Source organism: Mycobacterium sp. RTGN6 (genome assembly GCF_033804605.1).
In the GTDB taxonomy this organism is placed as follows: domain Bacteria; phylum Actinomycetota; class Actinomycetes; order Mycobacteriales; family Mycobacteriaceae; genus Mycobacterium.
The window spans coordinates 76,863-95,834 of record NZ_JAPZKZ010000003.1 but is presented as its reverse complement, the minus strand read 5'-3'; the positions used below and the strand labels follow the sequence as shown (position 1 = coordinate 95,834).

The 18,972-nt window shown below is 64.0% G+C and carries 19 protein-coding genes; 11 read left to right on the top strand and 8 right to left on the bottom strand.

Features of this window, described 5'->3' with window-relative positions; genetic code table 11:
* Positions 1-82 precede the first annotated feature (82 nt).
* The 9 genes from SLQ33_RS08450 to SLQ33_RS08410 all read left to right on the top strand — a co-directional run bounded on the left by SLQ33_RS08450 (position 83) and on the right by SLQ33_RS08410 (position 10,660).
* Positions 83-1,378, top strand: coding sequence for an amidohydrolase family protein (locus SLQ33_RS08450; protein ID WP_319453377.1), 1,296 nt, complete (start codon positions 83-85; stop codon positions 1,376-1,378).
* Positions 1,379-1,457: 79 nt separating this feature from the next.
* Complete coding sequence (locus tag SLQ33_RS08445; RefSeq protein WP_319453376.1) at positions 1,458-2,315, top strand: SDR family oxidoreductase; 858 nt, start codon at positions 1,458-1,460, stop codon at positions 2,313-2,315.
* A 98-nt stretch (positions 2,316-2,413) separates the two neighbouring features.
* On the top strand, positions 2,414-2,896 hold the full coding sequence (locus tag SLQ33_RS08440) for a nuclear transport factor 2 family protein (RefSeq protein ID WP_319453375.1): 483 nt from the start codon (positions 2,414-2,416) through the stop codon (positions 2,894-2,896).
* A gap of 179 nt (positions 2,897-3,075) precedes the next feature.
* Positions 3,076-3,993: a helix-turn-helix transcriptional regulator gene (locus tag SLQ33_RS08435; RefSeq protein ID WP_319453374.1), complete on the top strand. Its 918-nt coding sequence runs from the start codon at positions 3,076-3,078 to the stop codon at positions 3,991-3,993.
* A 393-nt stretch (positions 3,994-4,386) separates the two neighbouring features.
* Positions 4,387-5,262, top strand: a complete 876-nt coding sequence (locus SLQ33_RS08430; RefSeq protein WP_319453373.1) for a helix-turn-helix transcriptional regulator — start codon at positions 4,387-4,389, stop codon at positions 5,260-5,262.
* A 532-nt stretch (positions 5,263-5,794) separates the two neighbouring features.
* Entirely contained in the window at positions 5,795-6,658 is an 864-nt protein-coding gene (locus SLQ33_RS08425; RefSeq protein ID WP_319453372.1) for an LLM class F420-dependent oxidoreductase, read from the top strand.
* Positions 6,659-6,891: 233 nt separating this feature from the next.
* A complete protein-coding gene (locus SLQ33_RS08420) occupies positions 6,892-7,506 on the top strand; it encodes a (2Fe-2S)-binding protein (protein ID WP_319453371.1) in 615 nt (204 codons plus the stop codon).
* Between the two features lie 5 nt (positions 7,507-7,511).
* The gene (locus SLQ33_RS08415; protein ID WP_319453370.1) at positions 7,512-8,489 is read left to right on the top strand and encodes a xanthine dehydrogenase family protein subunit M; all 978 of its coding nucleotides are present in this window, start codon (positions 7,512-7,514) and stop codon (positions 8,487-8,489) included.
* A complete protein-coding gene (locus SLQ33_RS08410; RefSeq protein WP_319453369.1) occupies positions 8,486-10,660 on the top strand; it encodes a xanthine dehydrogenase family protein molybdopterin-binding subunit in 2,175 nt (724 codons plus the stop codon). Before SLQ33_RS08415 ends, SLQ33_RS08410 begins: the two co-directional genes overlap by 4 nt.
* 93 nt (positions 10,661-10,753) lie before the next feature.
* On the opposite strand, the gene SLQ33_RS08405 is transcribed toward SLQ33_RS08410, so the two are convergent.
* From SLQ33_RS08405 to SLQ33_RS08380, 6 genes are all read right to left on the bottom strand, one after another.
* A complete protein-coding gene (locus tag SLQ33_RS08405) occupies positions 10,754-11,587 on the bottom strand; it encodes an SDR family oxidoreductase (RefSeq protein ID WP_319453368.1) in 834 nt (277 codons plus the stop codon).
* 71 nt (positions 11,588-11,658) lie between these two features.
* Positions 11,659-12,171 carry a nuclear transport factor 2 family protein gene (locus SLQ33_RS08400; protein WP_319453367.1) on the bottom strand — a complete coding sequence of 171 codons (513 nt, stop codon included), beginning with the start codon at positions 12,169-12,171 and terminating at the stop codon, positions 11,659-11,661.
* A 161-nt stretch (positions 12,172-12,332) separates the two neighbouring features.
* Entirely contained in the window at positions 12,333-13,310 is a 978-nt protein-coding gene (locus SLQ33_RS08395; protein ID WP_319453366.1) for an aldo/keto reductase, read from the bottom strand.
* A 111-nt stretch (positions 13,311-13,421) separates the two neighbouring features.
* On the bottom strand, positions 13,422-13,721 hold the full coding sequence (locus SLQ33_RS08390) for a hypothetical protein (RefSeq protein WP_319453365.1): 300 nt from the start codon (positions 13,719-13,721) through the stop codon (positions 13,422-13,424).
* A gap of 555 nt (positions 13,722-14,276) precedes the next feature.
* Positions 14,277-14,474, bottom strand: coding sequence for a bacterioferritin-associated ferredoxin (locus tag SLQ33_RS08385; protein ID WP_319453364.1), 198 nt, complete (start codon positions 14,472-14,474; stop codon positions 14,277-14,279).
* Complete coding sequence (locus SLQ33_RS08380; protein WP_319453363.1) at positions 14,471-15,118, bottom strand: fatty-acid--CoA ligase; 648 nt, start codon at positions 15,116-15,118, stop codon at positions 14,471-14,473. The genes SLQ33_RS08385 and SLQ33_RS08380 overlap by 4 nt, the downstream gene beginning before the upstream one ends.
* 211 nt (positions 15,119-15,329) lie before the next feature.
* Between SLQ33_RS08380 and SLQ33_RS08375 the strand changes: the two genes are divergently transcribed.
* Entirely contained in the window at positions 15,330-16,187 is an 858-nt protein-coding gene (locus SLQ33_RS08375) for a hypothetical protein (protein WP_319453362.1), read from the top strand.
* Here the strand turns inward: SLQ33_RS08375 and SLQ33_RS08370 are convergent, their stop codons facing one another.
* Together SLQ33_RS08370 and SLQ33_RS08365 are read right to left on the bottom strand one after the other, a co-directional pair.
* Complete coding sequence (locus SLQ33_RS08370; protein ID WP_319453361.1) at positions 16,188-17,129, bottom strand: alpha/beta hydrolase; 942 nt, start codon at positions 17,127-17,129, stop codon at positions 16,188-16,190.
* The gene (locus tag SLQ33_RS08365; protein WP_319453360.1) at positions 17,126-18,190 is read right to left on the bottom strand and encodes a dihydrodipicolinate reductase; all 1,065 of its coding nucleotides are present in this window, start codon (positions 18,188-18,190) and stop codon (positions 17,126-17,128) included. The genes SLQ33_RS08370 and SLQ33_RS08365 overlap by 4 nt, the downstream gene beginning before the upstream one ends.
* A 224-nt stretch (positions 18,191-18,414) precedes the next feature.
* Here SLQ33_RS08365 and SLQ33_RS08360 point away from each other — a divergent pair, with 224 nt between their 5' ends.
* Positions 18,415-18,930 carry a hypothetical protein gene (locus tag SLQ33_RS08360; protein ID WP_319453359.1) on the top strand — a complete coding sequence of 172 codons (516 nt, stop codon included), beginning with the start codon at positions 18,415-18,417 and terminating at the stop codon, positions 18,928-18,930.
* Positions 18,931-18,972 lie beyond the last annotated feature (42 nt).

The window sequence follows — 18,972 nt, the reverse complement described above, 5'->3', positions numbered from 1 at the left end:
ATGCATCTTGCCATCCGGTCTCGGATCAGGCCGACACCAGGGCGTGCCTCCATAGACCGCCGCCCCTTGGAAAGGAACGATCGTGAACAAGGACGACATGATCTTGATCAGCGTGGACGACCACATCGTTGAGCCGCCCGACATGTTCAAGAATCATCTGCCGGCGAAGTACCAGGACGACGCGCCGAGGTTGGTGCACAACCCAGACGGGTCGGACACCTGGCAGTTCCGCGACATCGTCATTCCTAACGTCGCGCTCAACGCGGTGGCAGGTCGGCCCAAAGAGGAGTACGGGCTGGAACCACAGGGGCTCGACGAGATCCGGCCGGGCTGCTACCAGGTCGACGAACGGGTCAAGGACATGAACGCCGGCGGGATCCTGGGTTCGATGTGCTTCCCGTCCTTCCCGGGTTTCGCGGGTCGACTGTTCGCCACCGAGGATTCGGAGTTTTCACTGGCGTTGGTTCGGGCCTACAACGACTGGCACATCGACGAGTGGTGCGGCGCGTATCCGGCGCGGTTCATCCCGATGGCGTTGCCAGTGATCTGGGATGCGGAGTTGTGCGCGGCCGAGGTGCGGCGGGTGTCGGCGAAGGGCGTACATGCGCTGACGTTCAGCGAGAATCCGTCAGCGATGGGCTACCCGAGCTTCCACGACGACTACTGGACGCCGCTGTGGGAGGCGTTGGTGGACACCGACACCGTGATGAACGTGCACATCGGGTCCTCGGGCCGGCTGGCGATCACCGCGCCCGATGCGCCGATGGACGTGACGATCACGCTGCAGCCGATGAACATCGTGCAGGCGGCGGCGGATCTGTTGTGGTCCAAGCCGATCAAGAAATACAAGGATTTGAAGATCGGGCTGTCCGAGGGTGGCACCGGGTGGATCCCCTATTTCCTCGACCGGGCTGACCGCACCTACGAGATGCACTCGACGTGGACGGGTCAGGACTTCGGCAAGCAGAAGCCCAGCGAGGTGTTCCGCGATCACTTCCTGACATGTTTCATCTCCGATCCGGTCGGCGTTCAGTTGCGCAACGACATCGGCATCGACAACATCTGCTGGGAGGCGGACTACCCGCACAGCGATTCGATGTGGCCCAATGCGCCCGAACAGTTGCACGAGGTGCTGACCGCCAACGACGTCACCGACGACGAGACCAACAAGATGACCTACGAGAACGCGATGCGCTGGTACAGCTTCGATCCGTTCACTCACGTCAGCCGCGAGCAGGCCACGGTCGGCGCGCTGCGCAAGTCCGCTGAGGGCCATGACGTCACCATCCAGGCGCTCAGCAAGCACGACAGAGGCACCGGCGACGACGTAGCTGCCTTCGGGTCTCGGCTAGCCCAGGCGATCAGCCACACGGAGTGACCTAGCCCGCCAGCGCTGAGTCCGATCGTTCTGCGCAGCAGCTGTTTCCGGTACAACCGACATCGATGGATCGAGGATCATGGCGTCACCAACAACTGGCGAGGAAGCCCTAGTCGTCATCGGCGTCGGCGGCATGGGCCATGCCATTGCCCGCCGCGTCGGGGCGGGCCGGGTCATCGTGCTTGCCGACATCAACCAAGGCCTCTTGGACTCCACGGCGGCGACCCTCGAACGCGAGGGTCATCACGTTGTCACACACGAGGTCGATGTCACTTCCCGTAACTCGATCGCAGCCTTGGTGGAATTGGCGACGTCCGTCGGCCGCGTAACTGCGGTCGCGCACACTGCTGGCCTGTCACCCGAACAGGCCTCTGCAGCATCGATCATGGCAGTCGATCTCCTCGGCGTCGCCCTCGTCATCGACGAGTTCGGTCGCATCATCGAGCCGGGTGGCGCCGCAATCGTGATCGCCAGCATGGCCGGCCACATGAATCCCATCTTGGATCCCAGCGTAGAGCTCCAACTCGCGAGCACGCCTGCCGACGAGCTGCTCGACCTCGAGGCTTGTTCGCCCGCCCGCCTTCCTACGGGTGCACACGCCTACCCATTCGCCAAGCGCGCCAATCAGATCCGCGTGTCAGCCGCGGCCAGCTCCTGGGGCCTTCGCAGGGCACGGATCAATTCCATCAGCCCTGGGATCATTTCCACAGACATGGGGAGGCAAGAGTTGGCCGGTGAGTCGGGGCGTCTCATCCAGATGATGACCGACAATGCCGGCTTGCGGCGTCTCGGCACGGCCGACGACATCGCCGCCGCCGCGGAATGGCTCCTTGGACCCGCGTCTTCGTTCGTCACCGGCACTGACCTGCTCGTCGACGGCGGCGTCACTGCGGCGATTCGTTCCGGCACCATCAACCTGCCCGACTTGACGGCCTGACCGTACGGTGCGCAGAAACATTGGTTCTTGATCGTCTACTAACAATGCCTGTTCTCGCTCCATGGACACCGCGGGGCTCAACAAAACACGGGGGCGCCATGGCTGTCACGGGTAGGACGGATAAGGACGCACTGCTGGATCTCTCGTACGCATATGCCAGCGCCATCGACCGTCGCAACCGCGATGCGTTCCTGGCGGTGTTCCACCCCGATGCAACCGTTCGTTCCTATCCTCCGGGACAGTCGGAGAACCCCACGATGGAGCGAACGGGACATGATGAGCTCGCCGTGATCGTCGATCGAATCATCCCTCGGATGTGCACGAACAGCTTCCACTTGGTGGCCAACGCGCAGTTCGTCGTTGAGGGCGACGCCGCCTCAGGCGAGGTCTACGGAGTGGCACATCACTTGACCGCCGGCGGCGAGCACCACGGAACCGACTACGTGTGGTTCATGCGGTACCAGGACCGGTATACGCGGGTTGATGGCGAATGGCGCATCAAACACCGTGACGCACTTACTGATTGGACCGAGACGCGATTCGTGGATCCCACCACATCAAGCCCTTCACCTGCTTCGTAAGCCACGCGACGATGATCGGAACAATGACTATCGCCTGCATCGTTTGGGCGGGGTCAATCCAGTGGGCTGTCGGTGATCTGAGCCCAGAACACCGCGGACGCCACGCCGATGACAGTGGCTGCCTATCCGTGGACCAACGGCACATCCCATCGCGCGGCGGGCGAACGTAACCTGAGTTCGTGGACTCTCGGAATGATGTACGCGACTTCCTGGCGACCCGACGCGCCAGGATCACCCCAGGGCAGGCCGGTCTAGCCAGTTACGGCAAACGGCGAGTGCCCGGATTGCGCCGCGAGGAGGTCGCCGTACTTGCCGGCGTCAGCACCGACTACTACGCCCAACTTGAACGCGGCAACCTCGCCGGCGTCTCCGACAGCGTGCTCGATGCCATCGCAGGCGCACTGCAACTAGACGAAGCCGAACGCACATATCTGTATGACCTGGCTCGCGCCGCTCACCCCTCGCCTCGCACCCGTCGCCGACCTTCGCATAAGCGGATTCGTCCCGTCGTGCAACGCATCCTCGATGGAATGACCGAGTTCCCGGCGATCGTTGTCAACGAACGGCTCGATGTGCTGTCCAGCAATCGGCTGGCACGCGCCCTCTACTCGCCGGTGTTCGCCGATCCGTCCCCTCCGGTGAACTTGGCGCGGTTCTGCTTCCTCAACGCCGAAGCGAAGGCGCTCTATCCGCAGTGGGATGAAGCCGCGGACACTGTGGTCGCCATGTTGCGCACCGCAGCCGGGCGCAATCCGTATGACCGCGACCTGTCGGATCTGGTCGGGGAATTGTCCACCCGCAGCGAGACCTTCCGAGATCGCTGGGCCCGCCACAACGTTCGCCTGCATCGAGCCGGCGCGAAGCATTTTCACCATCCGGTCGTTGGCGACCTGACGCTGGCCTTCGAGGTCTTGGACCTTTCCGCCGACAGCGGCCTAACCATCACCATCTACAGCGCCGAGCCCCAAAGTCCATCGCAGGACGCCTTGACGTTCCTCGCTAGCTGGGCGGCCACACTGGATCAACAGATTCCGAAATCCAGCCCGCAGAACGAAGCCGAAGCCCAGCATGTCAATGAAATCTCCGGCGGAAAATGAGCAACTAGTACGGGCGCCATAGGCCACGCAGATCGGCTGCTTGAACTTTCGGCACAACGTGGCGAGGACCTACCCGGTGGACAGCTATGCGCGCATTGATGATTGATGACCGCCCGACGCGGAGCCGCACAGCCGCTAGCCTCCGCCGCTGCCCCCGCAGGCTAGCTCGGTGACTCCCATTCGCATTGAGTCGCACATAGTGCCGTTCCGGAAGACTTTCCGAGATTCGCCTTCCCTAGCCGCGTGAACCACATTCCGCCGCACCGATATCCACCTGAACCCGCACGGTAGAGCCGTCATCGGCCCGGCCCAGGCCTTCCGGTGAACAGATCTCCCCAAGAGTGGGCTGCCAGTACCTCGCTTGGCTACCCGAAACGGGTTACCGTGACGAGTGTGGATAATCGCAGCACTGTTCGTGAATTCCTATCCTCCCGGAGGGCGAAGCTAGCGCCAGAGGACGTTGGCTTAGCACCCGGTGTGAGGAAGCGGCGGGTGCCTGGTCTGCGCCGGGAGGAAGTCGCGATGCTGGCCGGCGTCAGCGTCGATTACTACACGCAACTTGAACGCGGCAACCTCGCTGGTGTATCCGAGAGTGTGCTCAACGCTGTTGCACAGGCTCTGCACTTCGATGAGGCTGAGAGTGCGCACCTCTTCGATCTGGCGCAGTCTGCCAGTGGCAGCCCCCCGCGACGGCGGCGCCCACCCGCGCGGCAAGTTCGACCCGGTGTCCAGATCGTGCTCGACTCGATGATCTCCGCGCCGGCATGGGTGCGCAATGAGCGAATGGACATCGTGGCGACGAACAAGCTTGGGCACGCCATGCATGCCGAGTTGTTCGACGACCCTGGTCACGCCCCCAATATTGCTCGATTCGTATTTCTTGACCCCCGCTCTCAGAACTTCTACCCCGAGTGGGACGCCGTCGCCGACACCGTCGTTGCGAACCTGCGCGGCGCCGCCGGGCGCAACCCCTATGACAAGGAGTTGTCCAATCTGGTCGGTGAGTTATCCACTCGCAGCGAGACATTCGGTACCCGGTGGGCAACGCACGACGTGAGACTCCACCGCAGCGGGACCAAACAGCTGCACCACCCCGTCGTTGGCGACCTCGAACTGAAGTTCGAGGCATTTGAACTGCCGTCCGACCCTGGCTTGACGATGTTCGTCTATGCCGCCGAACCCAATTCGGCGAGCGAAGACGCACTGAAAGTGCTGGCCAGCTGGGCAGTCACACACAGCACCAAGCAGAGCCGTCCAGCAACGCGCTAACCGACGGAAGCCCAGCCTCGGTCGGCCCCACGTACGTCAGAAGGTGCAGCCACACTTTAGCGACGTCCTTGCGGTGAGCCAGCATCGTAGGGCCCGCTAGTGCGTACCCTCAACGGACAGTCGGTTTGCAGTGCAAGGGAGTTCTGCCAGCACCTGGATCAACAGACCCTTCCTCGCCCGACCAGCAAGCCGTTGACTGGCAGGCATGGAACGATTTGACGCCACCGCCGCAGTGCGGTTCGGCGGGCGCGAACTGGCAGCCGCGAGAGTTTCACCGCGAGATCAAATCTGTTGAGCCACAGTGCTGCTGCTGATCTCGCCGGCCTCGCATCCGGCTCATACCGCAGACTTCTCGTCGGTGGCCGACCACAATGATGGTTTTCTCGCCACAGTGGGTGGTGCTCATCGGACAGACGGTGTTGCGGGATGCTGCGGAGTTCGTCGGTGCGCGGTGGGACCGAGCACTAGACCGCTGCCGGGGCGATCGCTCATAGGACGCGCCGAATGCGCAGATCAAAGGAGATTGAGAGCCATGAAGATTGGTGCCGTGTACCCGCAGAACGAGCTCGGGGGAGACCCTGACGCAGTCGGGCGGTTCGGAAGAGCTGTGGAGGATTTGGGCTTTGACCATCTTGTTGCCTACGACCACGTGCTCGGCGCCGTCCACGCCGACCGAACACCGCAGCTGCCGGGCCCGTACACCGAACACGACCCGTTCCACGATCCGTTCGTGATGTTCGCCTACCTGGCTGGCATCACGGATCGAATCGGTTTCACCACTGGGGTCTTGGTCCTTCCGCAGCGCCAGACAGCGCTGGTTGCCCGGCAGGCCGCCGATGTCGACCTGCTGTCGGGAGGCCGGTTGCGCCTTGGCGTGGGTGTGGGCTGGAATCACGTCGAGTACAACGCCCTCGGACAAGACTTTCGGACCCGAGGCGCACGGCAGGAGGAGCAGATCGTGCTGCTTCGCCAGTTGTTCACCGAACCTGTCGTGGACTTCTCGGGGCGCTTCGAGCACATAGACAGAGCAGCGCTCATGCCGAAACCGGCTGGTGGAGTTCCAATCTGGCTTGGCGGGTCAGGCGAGCGAGCATACGAGCGGGCCGCCCGACTCGCGGATGGGTTCATGTTCTTCGGCGGCCGCGGTTTCGACAACGCCATCGACGCCAGGCAACGCATGTATCGACGAGTCGCAGAACTCGGTAGGTCGGTCGATGAGTTCGGGTCGGAGTATGTGGCGCTCCGTCGCGGCGAGGACCTCTTCGCCGACATCGACGGTTGGCGGGAGGCCGGTGGCACGCATGCCTCGGTCGCGACGATGGGTCACGGGTTCCACACCGTTGACGCACACATCGATTACCTCGCCGCGGTGGCCAACGCACTCGGCTTGTCCTGACGCGAACTGATCGGCGCCACATGGGGGTACTGCCAGTACCTGGATAACCGGGCACTCCCACCCCGTGCTCAGGCGTGGTTGCCTTGGTCTGGCGCAGATCATGACCGCTAGGCGCCGAGCCTGGTATTCGCCATGCACTGTGCCCGACAAGTGGCTCTACCCAACAGGGTTGCGACCCAAGCGGCAAAGACAAGACGTGTCGCACAGTCAGATGAGCTGGAGGGAAGCGAGACATGTCAGACGAAGTGCCATCAGCAGGTCCCGGTCACCGGTTCGAATTGGATCGACGCACCTTTGTCGGTGGGTCGATCGCAGTCGGCGGAACTATTGCGGCCAGTTCGCTGCTCGCTGGATGCGGCGACGGCGAACCCGACACTGATGCTCGTTCGTCGGCCATCCGGCTGCGGATCAACGGCGAAGAACGCGAGATCGACGTCGACAACCGAAGTTCGCTGTTGGACATGCTCCGCGAACGGGCCGGCCTCACCGGCACGAAGAAGGGCTGTGACCAAGGTGCATGCGGCGCCTGCACCATTCTGGTCGACGACCGACGCGTCACATCGTGTCTGACACTGGCGGTGATGCACGACGGTGCCGAGATCGTTACCGTCGAGGGCTTGGAGCGCAACGGTCAGCTGCATCCGTTGCAGCAAGCGTTCATCGACAATGACGGTTTCCAGTGCGGTTACTGCACGCCGGGCCAGCTCATGTCCGGCATCGGGTGCATCAAGGAGGGTCACACCGGATCCCCTGCCGAGATACGGGAATGGATGAGCGGCAACATCTGTCGCTGCGGGGCGTACACCAACATCGTCGACGCCATCGCCAGCGCGGCGAAAGAGGCGTAACCAATATGTTCCCCTTCAGCTTCACCAAAGCCACCGACGAGGTGTCGGCGCTTGAAGCCGGCGCATCCGGGGCGCGGTACATCGCAGGTGGCACGACCCTCATCGATCTGATGCGCGAGACCGTCGAACGCCCGCAGTCGGTGGTCGACATCAACGCGCTGCCGTACGGACAGATCGAGCTGCAGCGCGACGTCCTACGCGTCGGAGCACTGGTCCGGATGTCCGACCTGGCCGCGCATCCTGGTGTGCGCGAGCAGTTCCCGGTCATCGCCGAAGCCCTCGAATTGAGCGCATCGGCGCAGTTGAGGAACATGGCGTCCATCGGCGGCAACCTCATGCAACGTCCCCGGTGCCTATACTTCCGTGACGTCACCGCGGCGTGCAACCGACGCACTCATGGTGCGGGCTGTTCGGCCGTGGACGGCCACAACCGCACCCACGCCATCTTCGGTACCAGCAATGCGTGTGTGGCCACCCACCCTTCGGACCTCGCGGTGGCACTCGTTGCCCTGGACGCAACCATCCTCGTACGGGATGTCAACGGGCAAGACATGATTCGTATCGCCGACTTCTTCCGGCAGCCAGCAGACACTCCCGATCGCGAGCACAATCTTCGTCCGGGTCAGCTCATTACCGGGATAGAAGTCCCGGTCAGCCCCGAAGCACGTAAATCGGGCTATCTGAAGGTCCGCGACAGACAGTCCTATGAATTCGCGCTGACGTCGGCGGCGGTCGCCATGGACATCCGCGGCGGCTTGGTGCGCTCTGCGAGGGTCGCTGTCGGCGGTGTCGGGACCGTGCCCTGGCGACTTCCCGCGGTCGAGCGGGCACTGGCTGGGCGGCCCGTAAGCGCGGAGTTGTGGAGAACTGCAGCGTCTTTGGCGGCTGACGGCGCACGACCGCTTTCCGGCAACGGATTCAAGCTGGACCTGATCAAGCGAACGGTCGAAAGACAACTGGCCACCGTGGCGGCACGCACATGACGCAGCCCATTGTCCCCGCACCGCTGTCGGGGCAGCCGATTACCCGGGTCGACGGCCGACTCAAGGTCACCGGTCGAGCGCTCTACGCCGCCGACAACCCCATCCCCGATCTGGTGCACGCAGTGCTGGTGTGCAGCACTGTCGCGCGGGGGCGAGTCGACGGTGTGGACAGCGACGAGGCACTTGGGCATCCCGATGTGCTCCGGGTACTGACCGACTTCACCGGGGTGACGCTGCCCTACGACCCCCAACAGCTGGCGGCGTTCGGGCAACCGGTGGCCATCGTGGTGGGGACCACGCTCGAAGCCGCCTCCCACGGCGCGGCACTAGTGAAAGTCCGCTACAGCGGTAGCATCCCACCACTGACGGATATCGACTCCCCGCACGCAGTGCCCGAAGCGGGGAAGACGGCGCGGGTGGCCGACTATGCCCGCGGTGACGCCGACGCCGCGCTACGCGCCGCGCCGGTCGTCACCGATCTGCAGTACTCGATCGCCCGCAACAACCACAACCCGATGGAAATCCCCGCTACCATCGCCCGCTGGGACGGCGACCGGCTCACCGTGTGGGACAAGGTGCAGAGCATCACATGGGCGCTAGACGCCTATTCCGCGGCCTTCGACATTCCGGTCGATCAGATCCACATCATCTCGCCGTTCATAGGCGGAGCGTTCGGCTCCGCCGGCAAGACCTGGCCCCATCAGCTCCTGGCCGCGTTCGCGGCCCGGCAAATGCGCCGTCCCGTCAAGCTGGCATTGACCCGTAAGCAGTACTACAGCACCGTTGGCTACCGCTCCACCAGTCGGCAGCGGATGGCCATCGGGGCAGATCAGTCCGGACACATCAACACGATCGTTCACGAAGCCCGGGTCGAGAATTCGCGTTACGACGGCTACGAAGACAACCTGCCTGCGGTCCCACGATTCATGTACAGCTCACCCAACATGCGCTCGACATATCGCGTCGTGCCCCTTGACATCAATCCGCCTACCTACATGCGTGGCCCCGGCCTCACCAGCGGCGCCTTCGCCCTGGAATCCGCGATCGACGAACTCGCCCACCGGCTCAACATCGATCCCATCGAGTTGAGGCTGCGCAACGAACCCGAGCGCGACCCCTCCACCGACCAGCCGTTCTCGACACGACGACTCACCGACTGCTTCCAGCAGGGCGCGGCCACATTCGGCTGGACGAAACGCAATCCCACACCCCGCGCGACCCGCGACGGTAACCAGCTCATCGGCATGGGTACCGCAGCGGGGGTCTATCACACCCTGGTCAACCCGTGCACCGTGACAGCACGGATCAATCCCGACGGCACCGCCGACGTGCAAACCGCGACCGGCGACATGGGTCCGGGCACCTATACCTCGATGACCCAGGTCGCCGCCGACGCACTCGGATTGCCGTTGGCCCGCGTCCGCTTCGCCCTCGGCGATTCCACGATGCCACCGGCACCCGTGCACGGAGGGTCGACGACGATGGCCAGTGTCGGCTCCGCAGTCCAGAAGACGGGCCTGATGCTGCGCGACCGATTCATCCGCACCGCAATTGTCGACCCCGGATCTCCCCTCAATGGATTGCGCCCCGAACAAGTCTCCGTGGCCGATGGCCGGATGTACGCCACCACCGAGCCGGGACGCGGCGAGTCCTATCAGGACCTACTACGCCGCCGTCGGTGGGGGCCGCTCGACGCCGAGCAGACCTGGACACCCGACGAGGCCGCTAAGGGGTTCTCCATGCACGGTTTCGGCGCAGTCTTCGCCGAAGTTGCCGTCGATGAACAACTCGGCACCACGCGGGTCCGCCGCATGTACGGGGTGTATGACGCGGGCCGAGTCATCAACCCCCTTCTGGCCCACAGCCAAGCCATCGGCGGAATGGTGGGCGGCATCGGCATGGCACTACTAGAGGCAACCGACCTCGACCACCGGGACGGCCGAATCCTCAACGCCAACATGTCCGACTACCTAGTCCCCGTCAACGCCGACGTCACCGCACTCGACGCCGCCTACCTACCCGCCGAAGACACCATCGCCGACCCCCTCGGCGTAAAGGGCCTCGCCGAGCTGGTCTTCGTCGGAGTGCCCGCCGCCATCGCCAACGCCGTGTTCAACGCCACCGGCCGACGCATCACCGACCTACCCATCACACTCGACAAGCTTCTCTAACGAGCGCGACCAAATCCAGCGGGCTCCAACGGATCAGCGGTGTAGGGCACCACTCGGTCCTATGAGCTGACACATGCATCGAGGTCGAGCGCGTCAGTTCGTTGAACCGCGGTTCTTCAGCGCTGGGTGTTGCTTGACCAGTAGCGGCATGAGGAAACGGTTCGGGATGACCTGAAAAAGCCGCGTGCTCAACCGGCTCGGCAGCCCCGCGATGACTGAGCCGCGGTCACCCGCGAGCGCGTCAACACCCACTCTGGCCACCTGCCGCGACGGCATCCACATGAACTTGGGGAAGCCTTCCGCGAACGTGCGTTGGTCCATGCCCGCGACCTCGAGGAACTCGGTGTGCACGGGCCCCGGGTTGAGCGTCGCGACGGTGACCCCCGTGCCTGCGAGTTCGGCGCGGACCCCCGCGGTATAGGCGATCACGAACGCCTTGGTTGCGGCATAGCCCGCCTGGCCGGGGAACGGTTGGAATCCGGCGGTGGAACCCACGTTGAGGATGGCGCCACGACCGCGCGGGACCATCTGCTGAACCGCGCGGGTGGTCAGGTCGATAACGGCTTCGACGTTCACACGCACCTGGGCGATCTCGTCGGCGACCGTGGACTCGACCACCGGGCCGACGGTGCCGATGCCTGCGTTGTTGACCAGGATGTCGACGGTCAGCCCACGGTCGGCGACGGTGTCGAACAGGCCGGTGCGCGCTTCAGGGTCGGCGACGTCGCAGGCGATCAACTCGACGCGGACCCCTTCGTTGTCGTTGAGTTCCTCGGCCAGGTCGCGAAGTCGATCCTCGCGGCGCGCGACCAGGGTGACGCCATAACCGCGAGAGGCGAGTTCGCGCGCGATGTCGGCGCCGATACCGGACGATGCGCCAGTGACGACGGCGGTGGTGGTGGGCGACGGGTCGGGCAACGGTCCCATGAGCTTCTCCTCGGTACGAATTCGATACCAATCGGGTAGGTAGCCAAGAACAGGCTCGTGCACTCAGATCGCTACGGGGAGATCCGTTGCCAAAGGTCGTTGAACGCGATCGGGTCGAAGAACGACGCCGCCTTCACGATCCGGCCGTCGCGGAATGTCAGGAACCACGCATAGGTGTTGCGGTAGGACAGCCCGTCGCGCGCGGTGGCCTCGGCGTCGAAGAATGCCACCACCGTGTCACCGTCGGCGTATAAATCGCGCACCGTCGTCGGAACCAACGGCGTCGACAACCGCGCATTGAACGGCCGGATGGCGTTGGCAAGGAAGTCCTCCTTGCTGGTGTAGATCCGCGACGTCACCGCGTTGCCCGTGATGTCCCAGGTCGCGTCGTCGGCGAGCGAGTCGATGATTCCACCCGTGCCGTCGCGCCATGCCTCCATGCCGTTGCGCACGATCGTCAGGTTGCGGGCTTCCTCATGGTCATATGGTTCGGCCGACGCCATCGCGGCGGGCACCGCGAACACGAGGCTCAACGTCAGCGCGAGCACCCTCGTCATGTGTCGGAACAGCTTCTGCATCATCATCTTTTGCCTTTACGTTGGGGGGAGCGCCACGGCGGCGCCGCTATTGATCAAGGTCCTGACCGGATTCACGCCGTTGTGGGAGGCGCTGCGGGTTCCGGGCACCCGCGTGACTTCGGCGCGTTAAGTCGCGCTCTCACCGCGACTGCGCACGAAGGCCAAGGTCACCGTTCGATGGCGGCCATAACCCCTTCTTCGTGGCGTTCACCAGCCGCGGGGGTGAGGTTGTTGAGCCGCTCGATCTGTTCGGCGCTGAGCTCGATGCCGTCGGCGGCGGTGTTCTCCTCGACTCGGGCAACTCGCTTGGTGCCGGGAATCGGGGCGATGTCGTTGCCCTGCGCGAGCAACCATGCCAGCGCGATCTGTGCCGGAGTGGCACCCGCCTCGTCGGCGACTGCCTTGACCTCGTCGACGATCCGCAGATTGCGTTCGAAGTTCTCACCGACGAAGCGTGGATTGGTCTTGCGCCAGTCGTCGTCGGAAATATCTGCGGCGGAACGGATTTGGCCCGTCAGGAATCCGTGCCCCAGCGGCGAATACGGAACGAAACCGATGCCCAGCCCGCGCAGCAGCGGCAGCAGCTCGGCCTCCACGTCGCGGGTCCACAGGGAGTATTCGGTCTGCAGTGCGGTGATCGGGTGCACGGCGTGGGCCCGGCGAATCGTATTGGCGGAGGCTTCGGACAGTCCGATGTGGAGGACCTTGCCCTCGGCCACGAGCTCGGCAACCGCGCCCACGGTGTCCTCGATCGGCGTATTCGGGTCGACCCGGTGCTGGTAGTACAGGTCGATGCGATCGGTGCCAAGCCGCGTCAGAGAACCCTCGACCGCGGTACGGATGTTGGCTGGACTGCTGTCGCGGACGCCGGGCCCGCCCCCGGAATGCGAAACTAGCCCGAACTTCGTCGCCACAACTACCTGATCACGGCGGTCCTTGATGGCCCGACCGACCAGATCCTCGTTGAGGAAAGGGCCGTAGATCTCGGCCGTGTCGAGAAAGGTGACGCCCAGCTCCAACGCCCGGTGGATAGTGCTGATCGACTCGGCCTCGCTGCCCTCACCGACGTTGTAAAAGCCGGACATCGACATGGCGCCCAGACCGATACGGGAGACGTCCAACTTGCCTAGCGTGATGTGCTTCATCAATAGCTCCGATGCTCAATTTCTTCTGTGTTGGTGTTCTGTTTCTTCTTGCGGTGGTGCCGCGCGGCTGGGTCGCTGCGCGGCATTGCGCAGTCCACTCCAGCGTCGTGCTCAGGCGATGTCGACGTAGACGGTGCGGTAGCGAACAACTTCTGTGGCGCCGGCTTCCCCAGGCTGCGCGACGTGGTGGGTGACGTCCTGTCCCTGGCGGACCGCAATCACCGCGGACTGGTCGAGCGGAGCGCTACCAAGTTTGTTGGTCACTACGTTGTATCCCTGGGCCTCAAGCGATTTCACTGTCTCCAGCGCATTGGACGGTCCACTCGGTGCGGCCATGGCAGGCGCCGCCAGACCCAGGGCCGTCGCGACCGAGGCAGCGGCGGTGATTGCATACTGCGTGAGTTTCTTCATGATTTCAGTTGCCTATCCTGTTCTTTGCAGGCTCGTCGAGAGGGTCGTGGATTTGTGGTACATCCACTAGTGAACAGGCGACAGCGCCTCGGTGGCAGTGCCTGCTTATCCATGTACTGCCAGCACCCCCCTTGCCGCCGAGGCCATCAAAATGGGGCTCATGATGAATGTGCACGGTCACGCCCGCATGGTGGCGGCCTCGCAACCCGGTCGATCGGAATCGGGCGTGGCACCTCGACGCCCACAATTCGGAGGGCTCGTTACCGCCGAGGGTGAACCGCCGATAACGCCCAAATGCGTCGCGTCGGTCGAGTCGTTCGTGCACTTCGGCTTGGGTCGGGCTTGCCGGTAACACCCGACTACGTCACCTGGTGCTTGATGCGACGACCCAGTGCCGGCGAAGCAACCAGCACGCGCCGCACTCATCTCGTCGCCGTGACGCTTCCCCAACCCGTGTGGTTGGTCGTTAAAGATGCTGTCCCGCAATATCTTTACCAGAGATGGCTAGCCACCGACGACGCATATGCCATCCGTCCAATCCCGCGTTGCTCGGTGTCACGACCTCGTGCTGTCATCGGCGGCCGCTTCGGCACGTCTTTCGCCGTCGATGATCGCACGTATCGTGTGCCGACAACGTCCACACTGCGACCCCGCGTCGCAATCCCGAGCGACCTGCTTGGACGTCGACGCTCCTGCCCTGACGGCGTCAACGACGACGTGGTTGGTGATCCCAAAGCAGAGGCAGACGATCATCGGCGCGATTCCGTCCAACTCGAGTCGGGGAAGCGCACGATGTGCTGCAACTCCCCGACGAAAACTGGTGGGTAGGCGCCTATCCCGGCTTGGGCCAGCCACTCTGCCGCGACGTCGGATCGCTGTGCCCAGCGTTGCGCGTGGTCCTTGTCCACCAGTTGCTGCAAGAACATCACTTCGCCGTCATCGTCGAAAGCGCGATAGACGAGTGTCCTTTGAATCCCGGCGGCACGGAACTCGTCGGTCGAACGCCTTACGTGGTTGACGAACGTCACCACGTCGTCGACAGGCGTAACTGCGGCGACGACGATCGTGGGCGCGGGCGACGTCGGGTCACCGCCGATCTCGAATCGATCGACCGACCGACCGATGAATACGGCCGGGACGTCGTCGACACCCATGGCGTCGAACCAATCGAGCAGGTAGGGCGATCTCGATTGGTTGAGGATCGGTTGCTCGGTGTGGATGCCGATCGTCACGAGGACCCGTTGCGGATCGAGAGTCGACCGGAAGAGGCAGACGTAGTCGGCGCCGACATCCACCAGACTCTCTGAATAGCGCTGCAACACCGTCCACACCCGGTCCGGCTGTGCGACCCGGAAGTTCGCCGCCAACACGTATGGGCGCATCGTCCTACGTGTCATGCCCTTTCCTCTCTCGCTGCCCGCCGCGATGGGCAGAGGGGCGGCACCGCGACCGTCGACGAAAGAGATCGCCCGACGCATACGTGGGACGGAGTATGATTCTCGATAAGAAGAACATACATTCTCATCAATCGGTGTGTCACGCGCCACATGGTGGGGAGTTGTCCGCAGCGGCGCACGATGGCCGGGACCGGCGACCGGACGGAGGACTGTGTTGCGCGATATCCGCGAGCTGACCGACCAGCCCGAGGCATATGCAGCCGAACTCGATCGACGCTGGGGCGGGCTTTTGAGCTATCGCTACATCGGCCGCCGCTTCGGGGTAATAGACGACGGCCCGGTCGAGGAGACCGTCATCCTCCGACGCGACATGCGCAATCCAGCGGGCGGAATCCTGTTGGCCGTGCTGGGAATCGCCTCCCCCGAGGGGGGCAACATCACCGATCTCGAAGCGGTCCCCAACCCCGTCATCCATAGCTGTCAGGTATTGGACGCCGGTCGCGATGTGTCGCGTATCGAGATCGTGTCAGAGGGGATCAGGCGTGGCCGGCAGATGGCCTACAGCCGATCACGGATCGTTGACGCCGATCAGCGTGATCGCGTGCTGGCCCTCACCGAGGGACAGGGCATTAGCATCGGAGTCCCACCGGACGGTCTGGAGAAGATGGCCGTTGAAGCCATCGAGCTCGGCGACTCCGCCGACCTGCCGCCGCTGTGGCAGGTGTTTGGCGGACATCGCAGGGACGACGGGGTGTGGGGCTTACCCGAGTTGAGGCAAGAGCTGGCCTCGCCGGACGCGGCGCTGCACATCGGACCGCAGTTCGTCCTCTTGGAGACGGCTGGCTGCGACATCGCATCGCGCATCGCCGGCACTGACGTCCTCCAGGGCGTCTCCTCCCACGTGATGTTCGTGGCCCGCGGCAAGATCGGCCCCTTTCGCGTCGATGGCGAACCGTTCGCCGGAGCCGACGGAGCGGTTGCGGTACGGCTACGGATTCACGATGAGGGAGCCGGGGACAAGGTGATTACGACGGGCTCCTATGTGTTCGCGCGAGGCAGGGACGGCTAGCTACAGCTTGAGGGCGCGGCGCAGGACGACGAGAAGTTCTTCCGCCTCGCGGCGACTCACAGCGGCCTGCTCGACGATGCCCGAGCCGTGAAACGTTCCGGGATAGGCGTGTAACTCCACCGAGATACCCGCGCTCATGAGCGCTTGGGCGTAGGCGATTCCTTCATCGCGCAACGGATCGAACTCCATGACCGAGATGTAGGCGGGCGGCAAGCCGATCAGATCCGTGGCGCGAGCCGGGGCCGCGTAGCTCGGGATGTCTGACGTGCCACGCCGTCCGGAACCGAGATAGGCGTCCCAACTGAGGATGGCCTGGGGTCGGGCCCACATCGGCGTGTCCGTGAAGGCCCGCATGCTGGCCGTCTCGAGCCGATCATCGAGCTCGGGGACACCCAGGGCCTGAAACGCGATCGACGGGCCCCCGCGGTCGCGGGCGAGCAACGTCAGCCCAGCACAGAGGCCACCGCCAGCGCTGGATCCGTGGATCGCAATCCGGCTGGCATCGATGTGGAGCGTGTCGGAGTTCTCGGCCATCCACTGCAGACCGGCGTAACAGTCTTCCAGCGCAGCAGGGTAGGGATGTTCGGGCGCCATTCGGTATTCGACGCTGACCACCACGACGCCGAGTTGTCGCGCGAGACGCACACTCTCGCCGTCGAACATGTCGATTGAACCGATGATGAAGCCCCCGCCGTGGACGTAGTAGACCGCTGCGGGTCCCATCGGTTGGTCGGGTGTATAGATGCGCAGCCGCACGTCGGGATCGCCGGCGGCGCCGGGGACTAGCTCGTCGCGGACGTCCAACCCGGAATGGTCGAGTTCGCCCATCGCCGAGGAGAACATCTCAGCCGTCACGGCGCGCATGGTCGGGATGTCGACCGTCGCGAGGTCCGGAATCAGCCCGGCGACGGCGGCGAGCTCTGGGTCGAATGCGTAGTTCATGAGTTCCCTCCCATGTCGCGGACGTTGCGCGTCCAGTAGCGCGGAACGTCGAGGGGCCCGAGGAGGCCCGGGCGTGCGGCGCACACCGCCGGGATGGAGTTCAGGACCGGCATGACGCTGGCAGCCGTGCCAGTCCCGGGCGGATAGCCGATCTCCACGGTGAAGCTCGGATCGCCTTCGATCTCGACGCGGTGGGTTACGTCGTAGGGGCCGAACGGCGCCTTCCAGTCGTTGCCGGCCCCTCGCGCTACGGCGTCGACGTGCTCGACGATGGCGATCGGCCGTCCACCGGCTATGGCACGTAGTTCGAAACGCACGACCGCGGCGGTGCCCGCATATACTGTCCCGAAGCCGGTTTCGGTGTCGTGGTCGAGGCAGTCGGTCTCATAGGACGTCTCCCAGCCCTCGATCTCCACGCCCAGCGCTTCGGTGATTTGTTGCAGGGTCGGCGCCCACATCTTCTGGAGGAACCCTCCGGTCATCAGGATGGGCTGGAACCCCGGCGGCTTGCCGAAGCCGAAGTACTCGCGGCAGACGAACTCCGCTGTGTAATTGCCCCACCAGCCCAGTTCAAGGACCCGCACACAGTCCACCCGACCGGCCGGGGCAAGCGCCGCGATGGCCAAGTCCGTCGTCGCCCAGCCGGGATCGATACCCGTGAAGAACATCGACGAATTACCGGCACGGCACGCTGCCTCGATCGGATCGCGCAGCTCGTTGGGCGCCGTCGCCGGATGAGCAAGCTCGAAGGCGGAGAACGACACGACGTTCGTCCCGCGCTCGAGGAAGGCGATCGCGTCCTGGATCGCCTGTTCCTCGCGACCGATGGAATCGCCGAAGTAGACCAGGCAATCGGCATCGAGGCGAATGAGATCCTGCCAGTCATTGGTGGTGATGACGCCAGTCGGGGGTTGACCGCACAGCGAGCCGGAGTCGACCCCGACCTTGCCGGGCGACCATACGTAGTGGCCGACCAATTCGAGATCGGGAAGCTGGAGTAGGTACTTCAGTCCGACCGTACCCATGTTGCCCGTGCCGCAGTGCACCACCCTCAAGGCCACGATTCGCTCTCCGAGCGACGCTGTGTGCGTGCCATCAGGATCCCCTCGTAGTCGGGCGGGTCGAACGATCCATATATACCCGTAACGTGAGAGTCATCGTTATCAAACTAAAGAATCAATCATTCCGTTTGGAACACGGTGGTATTCTCCCACCATTGACAATGGCGCCAACACATCTCGAGAGTCGCGCGGTCGAGGCACCGATCGAATGAAGGGCGAGCAGGATGATGCGGACAAGCGGGGCGGCAGCCGCGGTGATGGCCACGGTCGGACTAACCGCCAGTCTCGTCACCTCATCGTCGGCCCTTGCGTCAGACGGTGACTGGGGACTCAATGGCACGTACGTCGCCACATCGCTCGGCGACTGGGCGAAGACGGGTGAGCGCTATCAGGACGAGGCCACCGTTCGGAGCACCTGGACGATCACGACCACGTGTACCAGTTCCATTGAGTGCACCGGCACCGTGACGAGTGACCATGGCTGGAGTACACCGATCAAGACGACAACCGGCCTGTGGTACGCCAAGCGCACCATCGCGAACTGGGAACCCTGTCCGGACGGCACCGCAGCGGACGCAGTTCAGCTGTTCCGGTTCTATTCGGTAGACGCCAATGGGATGACCACCCCCGAGGGGACGACGTTCGCCGGTGAGGACATCACGACTGGCCCCAGTGGCGCCTGTGGCAGAAACAAGTCACTTGTCATCAGGATGCCGTTCCGGATGGAGAAGATCGCCTAGGGCGTGACCGGTGACTTCGGACGCCGGATCAGTTGGCGCAAG

What these genes read in the sequence shown, in the direction of transcription:
- SLQ33_RS08440 (WP_319453375.1), top strand. Translation starts at nt 2,414, where the DNA reads ATGGCTGTCACGGGTAGGACGGATAAGGACGCACTGCTGGATCTCTCG.
- SLQ33_RS08395 (WP_319453366.1), bottom strand. Translation starts at nt 13,310, where the DNA reads ATGAAGCACATCACGCTAGGCAAGTTGGACGTCTCCCGTATCGGTCTG.
- SLQ33_RS08360 (WP_319453359.1), top strand. Translation starts at nt 18,415, where the DNA reads ATGATGCGGACAAGCGGGGCGGCAGCCGCGGTGATGGCCACGGTCGGA.
- SLQ33_RS08425 (WP_319453372.1), top strand. Translation starts at nt 5,795, where the DNA reads ATGAAGATTGGTGCCGTGTACCCGCAGAACGAGCTCGGGGGAGACCCT.
- SLQ33_RS08400 (WP_319453367.1), bottom strand. Translation starts at nt 12,171, where the DNA reads ATGATGATGCAGAAGCTGTTCCGACACATGACGAGGGTGCTCGCGCTG.
- SLQ33_RS08380 (WP_319453363.1), bottom strand. Translation starts at nt 15,118, where the DNA reads ATGACACGTAGGACGATGCGCCCATACGTGTTGGCGGCGAACTTCCGG.
- SLQ33_RS08370 (WP_319453361.1), bottom strand. Translation starts at nt 17,129, where the DNA reads ATGAACTACGCATTCGACCCAGAGCTCGCCGCCGTCGCCGGGCTGATT.
- SLQ33_RS08415 (WP_319453370.1), top strand. Translation starts at nt 7,512, where the DNA reads ATGTTCCCCTTCAGCTTCACCAAAGCCACCGACGAGGTGTCGGCGCTT.
- SLQ33_RS08445 (WP_319453376.1), top strand. Translation starts at nt 1,458, where the DNA reads ATGGCGTCACCAACAACTGGCGAGGAAGCCCTAGTCGTCATCGGCGTC.
- SLQ33_RS08405 (WP_319453368.1), bottom strand. Translation starts at nt 11,587, where the DNA reads ATGGGACCGTTGCCCGACCCGTCGCCCACCACCACCGCCGTCGTCACT.
- SLQ33_RS08385 (WP_319453364.1), bottom strand. Translation starts at nt 14,474, where the DNA reads ATGATCGTCTGCCTCTGCTTTGGGATCACCAACCACGTCGTCGTTGAC.
- SLQ33_RS08390 (WP_319453365.1), bottom strand. Translation starts at nt 13,721, where the DNA reads ATGAAGAAACTCACGCAGTATGCAATCACCGCCGCTGCCTCGGTCGCG.
- SLQ33_RS08420 (WP_319453371.1), top strand. Translation starts at nt 6,892, where the DNA reads ATGTCAGACGAAGTGCCATCAGCAGGTCCCGGTCACCGGTTCGAATTG.
- SLQ33_RS08410 (WP_319453369.1), top strand. Translation starts at nt 8,486, where the DNA reads ATGACGCAGCCCATTGTCCCCGCACCGCTGTCGGGGCAGCCGATTACC.